7 protein-coding genes are annotated in these 15,899 nt (G+C 46.1%); 3 read left to right on the forward strand and 4 right to left on the reverse strand.

The genetic code is table 11. The features are described 5' to 3' along the window. Nucleotide 1: 1 nt before the first annotated feature. The 3 genes from ACW6QF_RS12275 to ACW6QF_RS12285 all read right to left on the reverse strand — a co-directional run bounded on the left by ACW6QF_RS12275 (nucleotide 2) and on the right by ACW6QF_RS12285 (nucleotide 6,140). The gene (locus ACW6QF_RS12275) at nucleotides 2–1,627 is read right to left on the reverse strand and encodes a RagB/SusD family nutrient uptake outer membrane protein (protein WP_456088047.1); all 1,626 of its coding nucleotides are present in this window, start codon (nucleotides 1,625–1,627) and stop codon (nucleotides 2–4) included. A gap of 5 nt (nucleotides 1,628–1,632) precedes the next feature. Beyond that, nucleotides 1,633–4,929, reverse strand: coding sequence for a TonB-dependent receptor (locus ACW6QF_RS12280; RefSeq protein WP_298551361.1), 3,297 nt, complete (start codon nucleotides 4,927–4,929; stop codon nucleotides 1,633–1,635). A gap of 218 nt (nucleotides 4,930–5,147) precedes the next feature. Beyond that, entirely contained in the window at nucleotides 5,148–6,140 is a 993-nt protein-coding gene (locus ACW6QF_RS12285; RefSeq protein WP_456088048.1) for a FecR family protein, read from the reverse strand. A gap of 113 nt (nucleotides 6,141–6,253) precedes the next feature. On the opposite strand from ACW6QF_RS12285, the gene ACW6QF_RS12290 reads away from it, so the two are divergent. Continuing rightward, nucleotides 6,254–6,859: an RNA polymerase sigma-70 factor gene (locus ACW6QF_RS12290; protein ID WP_456088049.1), complete on the forward strand. Its 606-nt coding sequence runs from the start codon at nucleotides 6,254–6,256 to the stop codon at nucleotides 6,857–6,859. Nucleotides 6,860–7,197: 338 nt separating this feature from the next. Here the strand turns inward: ACW6QF_RS12290 and ACW6QF_RS12295 are convergent, their stop codons facing one another. Further along, nucleotides 7,198–7,338, reverse strand: coding sequence for a hypothetical protein (locus ACW6QF_RS12295; protein WP_456088050.1), 141 nt, complete (start codon nucleotides 7,336–7,338; stop codon nucleotides 7,198–7,200). Nucleotides 7,339–8,066: 728 nt separating this feature from the next. Here ACW6QF_RS12295 and ACW6QF_RS12300 point away from each other — a divergent pair. Continuing rightward, nucleotides 8,067–11,756: a DUF6383 domain-containing protein gene (locus ACW6QF_RS12300; protein WP_456088051.1), complete on the forward strand. Its 3,690-nt coding sequence runs from the start codon at nucleotides 8,067–8,069 to the stop codon at nucleotides 11,754–11,756. Nucleotides 11,757–12,085: 329 nt separating this feature from the next. Continuing rightward, complete coding sequence (gene purL, locus ACW6QF_RS12305) at nucleotides 12,086–15,778, forward strand: phosphoribosylformylglycinamidine synthase (RefSeq protein WP_456088052.1); 3,693 nt, start codon at nucleotides 12,086–12,088, stop codon at nucleotides 15,776–15,778. The last annotated feature ends 121 nt before the right edge of the window (nucleotides 15,779–15,899 follow it).

Genomic DNA, 15,899 nt, shown 5'->3' on the forward strand with positions numbered 1-15,899 from the left:
CCTATCGCAAATTCGGATTTATATCCTGTTCCGATTGCGGGATCGGCCATTTATAATCCTGATCCTGGCGGAAAGCACGGCTGTTCACCCACCATCTGCCATATTTGTCCGGTTCGCCGGCCGGTTTGACACTTACGCGTTTCGAACCGGGGAAAGGAGCACCGTAAATATCGCCATTTAATGCTTCATGTGCAATACCCCAACGCAGCAAGTCCCAATAGCGGATACCTTCCATCGCCAGTTCGACGCGACGCTCGTTCCGTAAAATAGGACGCAACTTCGCGGCATTCACTTCCGTGATTGCCGGCATCTGTACAGATGCCCGACCTCTTACCTTATTGATGGTTTCATCCAGCAAGGCTTGCGTGATCCCCTCACCGGCTTCCAGTTTGGCTTCCAGATAGCTCAACAGAACTTCCGCATAACGGATAACAGGAACGTTTCCTCCATAACTGTTCAGGTCACCGGAGAAAGTCTCATCAAAATACTTACGCATCATAAAACCGGTCTGCGTGGTCTGTCCTCCCATCACTTTGTCCGGGCTTTGAGAATCCGGATGGCAGTCATAGACAGAACCTTTAAAAGCAGAACCATTATAATAAATGGTATAATCCAGGCGCGGATCTCTGTTTTCGCCCAAGTTATCCGGGTTATACAGCGGGCTGTCATAGCTGAACGGCGTACCATCCTTGAACTGATAAGCTTCAAACAGGCCTGCAGCGACGTTAATCAGACACCAGCCTCCGTCTTTTACGGGGAAAGCATGCTGAGGAAGTGCATTTCCGGCTTGGTCCTGCAGATACTGCATAGAGAAAATGTTTTCATTGCTATTCTCGTTCGACGGCAAGAAAAGGGAAGCATAATCCGGGTCGATCGCATTGTCGCCCAAGTCTATGATCTCTTTATAAGCGGCTGCCGCTTCGCTATATTTCTTGGCAGCCAATAACGTACGTCCCAAGAACGCAAGAGAAGCTTGCTTGCTCGCACGTCCGGTTTCAGAACCTTTCAAATCCTTGAAACGAGGCAGGTCGGCAGCGGCTTCCGTAAACTCTTTAATAATAAAATCAGTAATTTCCGCTTTCGTATTTTTCTTTACCGTATTCGCCTCATCTTTCGTCAACACTTTTGTAACCAGCGGTACATCCTGGAAAAACTGAGACAGATAAAAATACTGGGCAGCCCGGATAAAACGAGCCTCTGCCGTGAAACGAGCTACGACAGCCGGATCGCTCAGGTTGCCGATACCTTCCAGAAAACGGTTGCAACGGGCAATCTTGGCATACGAATTCTCCCAATACGCTTTTGTATAAGCATTATTCGATAACAAAGTACCGTTTGTCATCTTATGGAAATTCGAGTTCGTCCCACGACGGTCGTAGGCATTATCCGTAGGAAATTCCATAAAAATCAAACCGCCATACGACCACCAGTCCGTCGGGGTATATTCCGGAGAGTTAAACAATATATTCCCCTTATAAACACCGGTTAACGCCAATTCCGCATTGTCTTCACTGGTCCAGAAATCATTTTCTGCAAACTTATCCAGCGGATTCCGGTCCAGGTCACACGATACGAAGGTTGTCGTAGCCGCCAGTAAAGTGAAAATAAAATATTTAATTCGTTTCATGTCTTTTAGAATTTAAAGTTTACACCAAATGTATAAGTTGCCAATATCGGGTAATAGTTTCCGGATGTATTGATTTCCGGGTCCCATCCGGGTTTATACTTATTCCAGCAAAGAGGATTCTCGGCTTGTACATACACACGCAAGTTGCTGATCTTGGCAGCCTGCAACATCTTCTTCGGGAACGTGTATCCCAATTGAATATTTTTCAGACGGATATAAGAGGCATCCTGAGTCCAGAAATCGGAAGTGACGATATTCGGCGTCGTGGAGTTACTCAAGTCCTCCAATCTCGGATAAGCCGGATAGCGGGTCGGATTAGCCGGGTCAAAACGTCCTTCGGCCTGCCATTTCTGGATATTGCCGTCACCTCTGAAGGCCCAGCCGGCAAAGCCGTCCAACATACCGGTCACACCGGCAACCCCTTGCAACAATACCGACAGGTCCAACCCCTTATATTCCACACCCAAGTTCAGCCCGAAAGTGAATTTCGGAATACGGGAACCCAAATACACACGGTCATAATTCGGATCGATCTTGCCGTCAGGCACACCGTCCGGTCCGCTGATATCCTTGTAACGGATATCTCCCGGCTGCGGATTAGGCGTAACCTTGCTCTGGTCATGCCAGGACTTTATGTCTTTTTCATCCAGAAAAACGCCATCGGAAACATACCCGTAATACATCTGAATCGGATAATCGATGAACAAATCACTACCATTTCCAACCAGACCGTTCAACTGTTCCACATTACCGACACCTAAAGTCACCAGCTTATTCTTAATGATAGACAGATTGGCATTCACATTATAAGAGACCTCCCCGATCTTATTACGATGTCCTACCTCAAATTCCCAACCGAAATTCTTCAACTCTCCGGTATTCATCTCCGATATCTTCTGTCCTAAAATAGTAGAGACACTTCCACTCGGTTTATACAGGATATCGTATGTACGGCGATTGAAATAAGAAGCGTTCACACTCAGCAAACCGTTCCAGAAGACAGCTTCCAGACCACCGTCGACGGTTTCCGTTTCTTCCCATTTGATGGTCGGATCTACAGCCGTCGTGACAGCGGCACCTTGCGTATAAGTATCTCCGAAAGGATAGTTCTGTCCCAGTTCATATACGGACTGGTACGGGTAGTTACCGATATTCTGATTACCGAGGCGTCCCCACGATACTTTCAGTTTTAAGTTGGAGATGAAGCCCAGCGATTCGTTTTCCTTAAAGAAATTTTCTTCCGACAATCTCCAGCCGGCTGCAACAGACGGGAAGAAACCGAACTTTTTGCTTTGAGGGAAACGGGAAGAACCGTCATAACGAACCGTAGATTCAAACAGGTAACGTTCGTTGAAATTATAACGGAGACGTCCGAAACCGGATTGGATCGCCCAGGCATTCCCGGTTCCTTCCGATTTCTGGTTATCCGGTGAACCGGCATTCAGATAAGGCAGGTCGTTTCCAGGGAATTTATCGCGCGACCCCTGTACATAACGATAGTCTTCCTGCTCCCAGGAGTAACCGGCCAAGATGCCGAAAGTATGTCCGCCGATTGTCTTATTATATTCGGCAGTCGCCTGGAAAGTCTTATAAATCGTCTTGCCCATCTTATGCTTTAACTCGGACGGACCCAACACACGGTCGCCGGAAAGCTTCATCGTCGAACGGTAAGTGCGTTCTTCACCGTTCGTATAAGTATATGCGCCGATAGCGGACAATTGCAAATCTTTGATCGGATTATAATCCAGGCGGACATTGGCATTTAAAGAAAATTCCGGATTCTCATAGAAAGAATCGCTCTTGATCCATCCGGCAGGCGTTCCGTGCAATTCACGTCCGGCGCCAAACGTACCGTCAGACAAGACAGTTGGCGTAAGTCCGGGGAAACGCAAGGCTTTCTGAATAAGGATCAACATATTATCGGCATCGTCACCACCCGGAGCCATCGGTTCTTTCCGATTGCCATATACGCCGGACAGGCGGCTGGTCAACTTCAGTCCCGGCAGGATTTCGTTGATCAGGTTCACACGGGCATTGTAGCGCTGGTAATCGTTTTTCTCCACGATACCGTTCTGTTTCAGATAACCGAATGAAACCATATACCGGTTCTGTGCGTTACCTCCGTTAACCGTCACGTCATGCCCGGTCTGCAAACCTTTGCGGGAAAAAACTTCATCCAGATAACGTGCATTGGCATAATGATCCGGATCGCTGCCGTCTCTGAACTTCTGGATTTCCTCCTGCGTATAAGCCTCACGGCCTACCGCTTCATTGTAGAGAGTCGCATATTGCCAGGTATCGACAAATTCCGGCAATGCCGTAGGCGTGTTGAAACCGACATATCCGTTATAACCGACAGAAACCTTCCCTTCCTTACCCGTTTTCGTCGTCACCAGGATAACGCCGTTTGCGGCACGCGAACCGTAGATGGCTGCCGTCGAAGCATCCTTCAATACGGAAATGGATTCTACATCTTCCGAGCTGACATCGTTCAGCTTGCCGGGGATACCGTCGATCAGGACCAAAGCATCCGATTTGTTGCTTTCACCGCCAAAAGAACCGACACCACGCACACGGATCTCACCGCCGCTATTACCCGGACGTCCCGAACGCTGGATGACGGTCACACCCGCCATCTGTCCGGTCAAGGCATTCGACAACTGCGGGGTCGAACGGTTTTCGAGTTTCTCGCTGCCGATCTGGGCGATCGAACCGATCACGTTGACCTTCTTTTCCGTACCGTAGCCGACAACGACCACTTCGTCCAACGCCTGCGAGTCTTCGGCCAGTTGTATGGAATAGTTTGTTTTATCGCCCACAGTCAGTTCCTTCGTGATGTAGCCGATATATGAAATCTGTAGTTTGGATCCTTTCGGAACGTCAAGGGAGAAGTTTCCGTTCATGTCGGTGATCGTTCCGTTTGTCGTGCCCTTCACCACCACGTTGGCGCCTGCGATCGGGCCGAAAGCATCCGAAACGACACCCGTGATCTTGCCATCCTGCTGCACTTCGCCCAACAGGACGATCTTATTGTCTTCTATACGATAGGTATAAGAAGAAAGAATCTGGTTCAAAACCTCTTTGATATTTCCGTTCTTGACATTCAGGTTAACATGTTTCGTCATATCAATGGCGGAGTTATTGAAGAAAAACACGAACTGCGTATTCGCTTCAATGGATCGGATCGCTTCTGCAAGCGTCACATCAGACAGGCTCAGATTTATCTTCGCGTTCTGGGCATAACTTTCCACTGCGGACAGTTGGAAAAAGGAAATGGCAACAAATAAAAGTATTAGCTTCATTTTCCTGAATAAATTAATGTTAAGAATGGGGATAGCTATCCCATTCGTGGACTTTTTTTTCATACATTTGAATGTTTAAAGTTTTACATTTTGCTCTCACGCTCTTACCTTTGAGAGCAGTTTGTTTAGTTTTACATCAGGCGGATGCTGGTAACATCTGCCTGATTTTTTTGATGTTTTTCTGAATCTTAGATCATAGGCAATTTATTTATCGATTACTATTTAGGACTGATTATTATTTTATCTCCCTTGATCGTGTAGCGGATCGGGCTGATCAAAGTCAACAACTTCAAGATTTCTTCCGGCGACTCTTTCCGGATGGTCAACGACAAGCGATGATCGAGCGGAACTCCTTTCCTGCATTCTATATCCATATTATACCAGTGCTTCATCCGGTGCAGGATGGTCGACAGCTTTTCGTTCGTACAGACCAATCTGTCACCGATCCAGATGATATAATCGGAGGCATCCACCTCAGCCAGACTATAGGTTCCGTTCTGCCTGTTGCAGGAAATCCGTTGGTTCGGTTTCAGGATGATCCCTTTGCTCATACCGGACAAAAGGACTTCCACCTTACCTGAAAGCAAGGTTGTTTCGATCGTTTCCTTATTCTCATAATTGTTAACATTGAAATGAGTGCCCAACACGTTGACGACCATCCCGTCCGTCTCCACAAAGAAAGGCGCCTTTTCATTGCGTACGACTTCGAAATAACCTTCTCCTTCCAACTTCACAAAGCGCTTATCTTCAGAGAAACGTTCCGGATAGATCAACCTGCTGTTGGCATTCAGCCAGACGGTCGTCCCGTCCGGCAAGCTCACAGGCCCTTTGCTGTCTTTTCCCATAATGACACGGTTCATCACCAACTGCTCTTGAGTTGAAGAATCGAAAAACCGATTTTGTCCGGCAAAATACCCACCCAGCGAGCAAGCCAACAGTAGGGCGACAGATGCGGCAACTTTCACGAAATAAGAGAGGCGTATCTGTTTCCGTACTCTCTCTTTCGCCTCGATCCCGGCCATGAAACGCCCGAAAGCCCGCTTCACCCATTCAGGATCCGAGACCGGAGCTGCACCGCTTTCCAGCCACCGATCTCTTATTTCGGAAAAGACTTTCTTATTCTCCTCACCGGCCCTCAGCCAGCCAAGAAGAACTTCCTTCTCCTTTTCCGAAGCATTTCCTTGTAAATATTTTAGTATTATATCGTTCATTTTTGATTGCATTCTTTATACCTATCACAAAACAAAAGCGGACATCCCTACCTCCGAATTGAAAAAAATTATATTTTTGCTAAAAAAATATCCAGAGAGAGAAGCAGAATATCATGAAAGTACCGGAAGAATACAGTCTGAAAAAAAGACACGACAGAGCAAATGACCTGTCGCTATTCCGGGAACTGTTTGAGGCCTATTTCAAAATTTCAGTCACTTACGCTTACCGCTTCGTGGGCGACTGGCAAGCCGCCGAAGATATCACCCAGGATGTTTTCATGTCACTTTGGGAGAAGAAGGAGAACATCGACTTCAACGATCCGATCAAGCCCTACCTTTACCGCGCCGTCTATAACCGTTCCATCAATTACCTGAATTCAGCCCTGATGCAGAAGCGCATCGAAGGCATCGATACGATAGACGAACTGATCAACCAGGAGATTCTCGGCTACAACCAGCATGACACGCTCTTGCTGAAAGAGATCACCGACGAGATCAACCGGTTTGTCGACACTCTTCCGCCCCAATGCCGGACAGTCTATAAGCTGAGCCGCGAAAAGAACTTGCGGAATAAAGAAATAGCCGCCCAACTGGAAATCAGCGAAAAGGCGGTAGAAAAACATATATCCAAAGCATTGAGCGAGATACGCAACCACTTGGTGCGCCTCGATATCCTTTCCATACTGGCTTGCCTGATCGGGAATTCTTCCTGCCAGTAGTTTTTGAGATTTTGCACAAGTTCTATAAGTTCGTTGCCAAATCAATGAAGAATAAAATAAATCTCCTAAATCTGGTTATTAAAAAAACAGACAATAACCCTTATTGGGACGTTTTTCTATTTGGAATGAAATCTCGGACAATTCGTGTTTGACGTTTCCCTCTTTTTGACCGGAATTAATAAGCAGCAAATAAAAAGAGGTCGGCAGGAAATAGAAAAAACGAAGTCTCATTGTCACTGAAAAGTAAAAAATCCTGACATTATGGAAAAGCCAAACTCCCGGAGAATCGTTTGTAGCAAACGAATGTTACCGGCAGACCCTAATATTTCAAAAGAAATTTACCTCTTTGCCGGCATGACGACCGTCTTCACCACCGCGACGACCGTCTTCACCGGCATGACGACCGTCTTCATGGCATATCCCCCCGGCAACTCGCGGCGATAACGACCGTCTTTGCGGCAAAAAACCGCACACCTCATAGTAAAAAACCCTTTTTGCCTGATAAAGAACCGGTATTTGCAGTTATTCACAAAGAATGTGTTTTGTTGTTAACGAAACAATATTCTACAATAACCCCTCTGCCGGATCAGCATAGGAAGGGAAGATTTTATCCCGATATAACTTGATTATCCAATAGGAACGGAAAACGATAATACAAAATAAGCAAATGGAAGCGTAGGAAATTAACAAAAAAAGACACGAGGGGTTACCTTGCTCGAAAAATACCCGAAAACAGCCTTTTCATCAGTCGAAACCAAAAAACTTAACACACTGAATAATAACGGAATAGCCAAAACTGACCAATCTTAAAAATTGTTATTCTTACATTGCCAAAATCGGGGAAATATGATTATAAATTATTGATAAATAGCAAGTTGGGAAGGCAGGAAAAATGACTAACGAAAACGTACGTTTAAATTCGTCATTTTTCAGCTACAAAAATAGGCATTCCTTTTTAACCTCCAACTATTTCCACCAAGAAATTTTCCATTTCTATATCCTTTCTTATCAATACGATAGCGAAACGAGGACAAAAATTGCCTTTCTCATTACGAAGCACAAAGAACGGCAAAAAAAATGACTAAAAAAAACGTACGTTTTAGCTCGTCATTTTACAAGGATTAATAAAAACGGCTGAAAGCCAGCCGTTTCAGAGAACGACATTATAGATTCAATATACATTATTATTAATTAAACATTTTAGATTATGAACAAAAGATTTTCTACTCTTTTGGCTACTGTTCTGGTAGCTGGTGGATTGTCTTCGACAGCGATGGCTGCAGGTAAACTCTTGGACACAACCAAGTATTATCATGTAGCATTGTCTGGAGATGCAAACAGCCGTGTAATTATCGGTCATAGCGAAGATGGCAAGAGAGACTCTGTTGCTATTGTAAAGACTGATAATGTTAAGTCTTATGAAGATTTCAATGCTACATTGTGGAAACCGACTGTAGAACAGAAAGTGAATGCTGCTGGTGGCGTTTATTATGAAATCAAGTTGGTTAACAAAGACGGACAAGAATTGTCTGTTTCCAAAAAGGATGTGAAAGCATCTCAAACCTCTTTCTATAAAGCAAAGTATGCTTATATCTCTTCTACGGATGGTATTGGGAAAATGGGGGTTGATGAATCAGTTGTTTCAATCGACAAAGACGGAAAAATCACTTTCCTGAAAGGTCCTGAAGCTCGTACCAATATTTATGATGCGACAGCAGGTAAAATGTACCAGTACGCATTGGTTGTAAAAGGCAATGCTGTTAAAGTGATGATGGCAGAAGGTACTCCGGCTGAAGTTCCGACTGTAACTCCTGCTGATGGCAACGTTATGAGTTTGTATTTGATCGATGCTACTGCTAATGCGACAAAACCTTATGACTTGGCTGTAGCCGATTTAAACAAAGATGTCAACGATTCTTTCGAATTGAAGTTTTCCAATGACGTAAAGAATAACGCATTCGAAAATCCGTTTACAGCAAACAAATTGCGTGCTGTCGGCTTTGAGGCCATTTATACATCTGCCACTTCAACAAGCACATTTAAAGCCGATTTGGCTGCTGCAAAGAAGTTGACAGATAAGGCGTTTACAGAAATGGACGCTGCCATCAAGGCTTGTGAAGCAGAAATCAAGACAGCTATCGATTACGTTCAGAACAATGAGGTTCCGGCTGATTCAAAGTTGAGCGCTGCTATTCCGAATTCAGTTGATTTGGCTGGTGCAGTTGCAGAACTTGACAAAGCAAAACAGTTGTATTTTAATCCAAATTCAACAACAAATGGAACTGTCCAGGATTCTTTGAATGCGGCAAATGCCAAATTGAAGGCTTTGGCTGACACGACATTTACTAAAGCAGGCAAACTGCCTAAAACTTCAAAACTGTTGGCTGATTATAACGCCGCTGCAGCTCAAGTAAAAAGCATGCTTGCAAAAGTAAAGAAAGAGACAAAGCAGGCTTATCATGATGTCGATTCAATCATGAATGACTATATGGTGAAGCCGTATTTGGAAACAAGTGAAGCTCCGAAATTTGGCACTGAAAAAGGCAAGGCTGCGAAGGCACTGTTCGCAACAGCAGATGCAGGAAACTTGGTATTTGACCAGTTCCAGACAGGTGCAGCAACTACTATTGATAATGGAAACAGTGGAAAATTAAATTCAGAAAACATTCAAGCTCTTTTGACGGCTATCCATACTTCTGCTTCTGCTACAGGTTTTACTACATCAAAAGATATCTTATCTGAAGATCCGACAGCTTCCGAATTCGTAAAGGCTAAAAACCATTACGCAATCGCCATTGTCGATTCATTGATTGAAGGTAAGCAAGCCTATCTTTGTGTCGATACTAATTACGTGGCAGAAAAAGAACAGTACTTTACATTTAGAGCAGATACATTACATGCAGTAAATGAAGAAGGTACAGAAGTTGTTCCTGCATTAGGACAGCACGCAAATCTGTTTGCTTTCCAATTGACTGTTGATCCTGAACTGATCGCCGGTGATGAAGTGACTATTAAAACTTTCATGCCGACAGCAACTGCTGCAGGCAAATGGTATTCTGAAGGCTTTATACCAAAGGCTGCTCAAGTTGTTATCCGCTCTTTAGCTAACAATACTCACCGTGAAGTATCTGTAGCAGCATCAGATGATCCTGCCACAAAGAATACTAAGATCACGTTCAAATCAATAGAAGGTCCGAAACCGGCATTTGAAGTAGGCGATGTATTCTTCATCAAGAGCTTGAAGAAAGAAGATACAAGAAAGCCGTATCAGGTGATGACTTCTACAACAGGTGATGAAATTGTAGGTGCTACTGCTGTTTACAACAGTGTTCCGGCTACTCAGTGGATTGTGACTGCTGCAAACAAATTGGAAGGCACATATCAGTTGGCTAACCGTGATGCAAATAAAAACTTCTTTACCACTACTACTGCTAAGATCATCGTTAAAGATGCTGAAAAGAACATCTATGTAGCTGCAACTACTAACAAAGATACATTGGAAATCACAGCCGTTCCTGACCAGAAAGACGAATACTTGGGTTACAAGCACATCAACGATGCAGATAAAGATCATCTGACATTCAAGTTGACTGCTACTAACTTCGTTAATCCGGAAGCTAAGTTCTATTTGACAATGGATGCAGACTCTTCTGTAGTTGCTACTGCTGATGCAGACAAGGCTCTGGAACTGAAAGCTAAGAATGGTGGCACACTTGTAAAACTGAACGATGCTAACTTGAGCGCTGCTTCTTACGGTTTTGAGCTGTATTTGGGTAACGATACGTTGTATTTCAATGACGATCAAAGCGATCTGCTATTGACAAAAGATAAACAGCATGCTGATAATACAGTTAAATTGCGTCGTGTAAACGATAACGCAAACCAGTACGAACTGTTATGGAATGTAAAAGAGACTGGTGATCCTAAAGTTGCTGCCAATCTGAAATCATCCAAGATTGCTATCGACCAGAACGGTAAAGCTGCTGTTGTTGCAGAAGATGAAATCACCAACTGGGCATTCAACCTGGAATCTGCTGTAACAGAAACTTATCTGAATATCACAGACGCTCCGAAGAACGTTACAATTTCTCTGATGGGTGACGAGGCTTCTAAGGTAACAGCTGTTAAACCGTTCGCTGTAATCAAACGTACAGGTTTGGAATTGAAAGCTGCTGCAACAGACAACGATTTCGTTCTTGGTTTGGATACTGCCTATGTGAACCGTCCGGACAACTACCGTTATGCTTATTATATCACAAAACCGGTTGATACGGCTAAGGTTGGCGCATTCGATACAAAGGCTTATATGGTAAGCTATGCCGACTCTATTGTTCATAACAGCGATACAGTCAAATACAATCAGGATGGCCTGACTCGCATCGGTTTCGTTCACGCTAACCGTGTAGAATTCGGCAACAACGATTCTTTGGCTATCGCTAAACCGGCTGCAAAAACAGCGGATACACTGAATATCGTTGATAAGAAGGGTATCACTCCTGCAACTTGGGCATTCCCGATCGACGAAGACAACGAAGGTTATTACAGAATCGAAGTTAAGCCTGCTGATAGCAAGACTGAAAAGACTTATGTAAGCTACCTGAACGGTGTATTGGTATTGGGCAATAAAGAACAGGCTCAGTTGTTCGCAATCAACGATACAGACCTGACTCCGACAGACAACGAAAAGATCGCAACATCTGAAGTAACAGTTATCGCAGGCGAAGGCCAGGTAACAGTTGCAGGTGCTGCCGGCAAGAAAGTTGTTGTAAGCAACGTTCTTGGCCAGGTTATCGCTAACACAGTTATCACTTCCGACAACGCCGTGATCGCTGCTCCTCAGGGTGTAGTCGTAGTAGCTGTCGAAGGTGAAGAAGCTGTTAAGGCTATCGTAAAATAAATTTGAAATTATAATCAAATAATTCTTCGGCTGCGTGCCCGTTAAACGGCAACTACCCTGCGACAGGCGAACAAGCAACCGGATTTAATATTAATAATACTAAAGTAATGAAATTAAAAGTTCTTCTGCATCTCCCTCTGTGAAGACCGGATGCAGACACAAAACAAGTCCCGGTGGTATTCGTACTGCCGGGGCTTCGTTTTTTCTAATTTATTTTCTTCAACAGATTTAGGGGAAATTCGGTTAGTAAGCACTATCTTTGCACACTGTAAACGAGGGTATCCTTTATTACCCTCGTATGAACGGAATACCATTAATAAATCGACGATATGATTCTATTCTTTCAATCTCCAACAAAGACGGTGTTAGCTGTGGAGGCTGCACACGCTTTCTCACCTGAAGATGTAGAAAAATTAGTTTGGGCTTTTAGCGAGGCAAAACCTCTCCAGGCTGAAACATTGGAAGGCTGGTATGTTGGTCCACGCCGGGAAATGATCACCCCGTGGAGTACGAATGCCGTGGAAATCACCCAGAACATGGGACTCACCGGTATCTCACGCATCGAGGAATACTTCCCCGTTTCTTCCGCCGAAGCAGAACATGACCCGATGTTGCAGCGTATCTACAACGGTCTGAACCAAGACATCTTCACGATCAGCAAACAACCGGACCCGATTGTTTATATCGAGGATATCGAAGCCTACAACAAGCAGGAAGGACTGGCGTTGAGCGATGAAGAAGTGGCCTACCTCAACGAAGTAAGCCAGAAGTTGGAACGCCGGCTGACCGACAGCGAAGTGTACGGTTTTGCGCAGGTGAACTCGGAACACTGCCGTCACAAAATCTTCGGCGGTACATTTATTATCGACGGAGAAGAGAAAGAAAGTTCTCTCTTTAACCTGATCAAGAAAACATCGGCGGAAAACCCGAACAAATTGGTTTCCGCCTATAAAGATAATGTGGCTTTCAACGAAGGCCCGGTGATCGAACAGTTCGCTCCGGCCAGCGGCGACAAACCGGATTTCTACGAAGTGAAGGAAATCAAATCGGTTATCTCGCTGAAAGCTGAAACCCACAACTTCCCGACAACGGTCGAACCGTTCAACGGTGCGGCTACCGGATCGGGGGGCGAGATCCGCGACCGTCTGGGGGGTGGAAAATCATCTCTGCCGATTGCAGGAACAGCCGTTTATATGACATCTTATCCGCGTACGGAAGGTGCACGCGAATGGGAAAAGATCCTCGATCCGCGCCCTTGGTTGTACCAGACTCCGGAGCAGATCCTGATCAAGGCCTCCAACGGTGCATCCGATTTCGGTAACAAGTTCGGACAGCCGCTGATCTGCGGTTCGGTCCTGACCTTCGAACACGAAGAGAACAAAAAGAAATATGCTTACGACAAAGTGATCATGTTGGCCGGCGGCGTCGGTTATGCCAATATGCGCGACGCGTTGAAGGGCGATCCCGCACCGGGCGAGAAAGTAGTCTTGTTAGGCGGTGACAACTACCGCATCGGCATGGGCGGCGGTGCTGTTTCATCGGTAAACACGGGCCAGTACACCAGCGGTATCGAGTTGAACGCCGTACAGCGTGCCAATCCGGAAATGCAGAAACGTGTTTCCAACGTGATCCGTGCGATTGCCGAATCGGACAACAACCCGGTGATCTCCATCCACGACCACGGCGCAGGCGGTCACCTGAACTGTCTCTCCGAATTGGTGGAAGCGACCGGCGGACATATCGACATGAGCCAACTGCCCGTAGGCGACCCGACACTTTCCGCGAAGGAAATCGTGGGCAACGAAAGCCAGGAACGTATGGGCTTGCTGATGAAAGAAGAAGATGTAGCCCGCGTACAGCGCATTGCCGATCGCGAACGCTCCCCGATGTATGTGGTGGGTGAAACGACCCACGATATGAAGTTCGTCTTCGAACAAGCCGACGGCGTGAAGCCGATCGACATCAAGCTGGAATATATGTTCGGTAAACCGCCAAGAACGATCATGAAGGACCATACGGTTGAAGAGACATACGCTCCGGTCGTTTATAAGGAATCCGAACTGCATCACTACCTCGAAAACGTGCTTCAACTGGAAGCCGTTGCATGTAAGGACTGGTTGACCAACAAGGTGGACCGTTCGGTGACAGGCAAGGTTGCCCGCCAGCAATGCCAGGGTGAATTGCAGTTGCCGTTGAGTGACTTGGGTGCAGTTGCTTTGGATTACCGTGGAAAAGCGGGTATCGCTACTTCTATCGGCCATGCCCCGCAGGTGGCGATGATCGACCCGGCTGCCGGTTCAGTCATGGCGATCGCCGAATCGTTGACAAATATCGTTTTCGCTCCGCTGTCCGATAAGCTGACAGGCGTATCTTTGAGTGCCAACTGGATGTGGCCGTGCCGTAACGAAGGCGAGGATGCCCGTCTGTACAAGGCGGTCCAGGCTGCTTCCGATTTCGCTTGTGCATTGGGGATCAATATCCCGACCGGTAAAGACTCTCTGTCCATGACGCAGAAATATGGCGACGACAAAGTGATTGCTCCGGGTACGGTGATTATTTCCGCCGGTGCGGAAGTCAGCGACATCCGAAAGATCGTTTCTCCGGCATTGGCCCATGAAAAGAATTCTTACATATATTATATAGACTTCTCGTTTGACACGATGAAGTTGGGCGGTTCCGCTCTTGCGCAGGTTCTGAACAAGTTGGGCGATGAAGTCCCGACGGTAAAGGACAGCGAGTATTTTGCCGATGCTTTCAATGCAATCCAGGATGCTATCGAAAAAGGACTGGTTCTCGCCGGACATGATATTTCAGCCGGCGGTATGATCACGGCATTGCTCGAAATGTGCTTCGCCAATGTGGAAGGCGGCCTGGAAGTAAACCTCGACAAGTTGGCCGAACAGGACATCATCAAGATCCTGTTCGCTGAAAATCCGGGTATCCTGGTTCAGGTGAAAGACAAGAAAGCATTCGAGAAGCTGATGGAAGACGCAGGCGTAGGTTTTGCCATTATCGCCAAGCCGACTTCCGAACGTCACATCCTGGTTTCCAAAGAAGGCATCCAGTACCACTTCGGCATCGACTACATGCGCGACGTATGGTACGAATCTTCTTATAAACTGGACATCAAGCAGAGCGGTAGCGTATGCGCAGGCAACCGTTTCGAGAACTACAAGATGCAACCGCTGGAATTCAAATACCCGAAGAACTTCACCGGCAAGCTGTCTTCTTACGGCCTGACTGCCGATCGCAAAGGAAAGAGCGGAATCCGTGCCGCCGTAATCCGTGAAAAGGGTTGCCAGTGCGAACGTGAGACGTCTTATGCACTGTATCTGGCAGGTTTCGATGTGAAAGACGTTCACATGACCGATTTGGCATCCGGACGCGAAACATTGGAAGACGTAAACATGATCGTATTCTGCGGCGGTTTCTCCAATTCCGACGTTTTGGGCTCTGCCAAAGGATGGGCCGGCGGTTTCTTATATAACGAGAAAGCCAAGAAGGCACTGGACAATTTCTATGCACGTCCCGACACCTTGAGTTTGGGCATCTGCAACGGTTGCCAGCTGATGGCTGAGTTAGGAGTCGTTTATCCGGAACATGAGAAGAAGCACAAGATGTTGCACAACGATTCGCACAAGTTCGAATCGAACTTCATCTCGGTCGAGATCCCCAAAAACCATTCCGTCATGCTCGGTTCGTTAAGCGGTTCCAAATTAGGGATCTGGGTGGCTCACGGCGAAGGCAAGTTCTCTTTCCCGTATGAAGAAAAAGAATACCATATCGCACTTAAATACAACTACGAAGGCTATCCCGCCAACCCGAACGGTTCGCCCTGGTCGGTTGCCGGTGTCTGCTCGCACGACGGGCGCCATCTGGCTATGATGCCTCACTTGGAACGTGCGATGTTCCCGTGGCAGTGCGGTTACTACCCCGAAGACCGCCGGAGCAATGACGAAGTCACTCCGTGGATCGAAGGTTTCGTGAACGCACGGAAGTGGATAGAAGAGCATAAGAAATAATATTTAAATAGAAAGTTGCGTTATTACAATATAGCGCAACTTTTTTTATTTTCATGCCCGAAATAGCATTTAAGCCTCCTTTCATGCATTTCTTCCGTATTAATCTCTATCTTCGCAAAAA

The organism is Parabacteroides sp. (assembly GCF_977054455.1).

Bases quoted from the DNA above. Each gene is read 5' to 3' on its own strand.
- purL (WP_456088052.1), top strand. From the start codon at position 12,086: ATGATTCTATTCTTTCAATCTCCAACAAAGACGGTGTTAGCTGTGGAG.
- ACW6QF_RS12280 (WP_298551361.1), bottom strand. From the start codon at position 4,929: ATGAAGCTAATACTTTTATTTGTTGCCATTTCCTTTTTCCAACTGTCC.
- ACW6QF_RS12300 (WP_456088051.1), top strand. From the start codon at position 8,067: ATGAACAAAAGATTTTCTACTCTTTTGGCTACTGTTCTGGTAGCTGGT.
- ACW6QF_RS12290 (WP_456088049.1), top strand. From the start codon at position 6,254: ATGAAAGTACCGGAAGAATACAGTCTGAAAAAAAGACACGACAGAGCA.
- ACW6QF_RS12275 (WP_456088047.1), bottom strand. From the start codon at position 1,627: ATGAAACGAATTAAATATTTTATTTTCACTTTACTGGCGGCTACGACA.
- ACW6QF_RS12295 (WP_456088050.1), bottom strand. From the start codon at position 7,338: ATGAGGTGTGCGGTTTTTTGCCGCAAAGACGGTCGTTATCGCCGCGAG.
- ACW6QF_RS12285 (WP_456088048.1), bottom strand. From the start codon at position 6,140: ATGAACGATATAATACTAAAATATTTACAAGGAAATGCTTCGGAAAAG.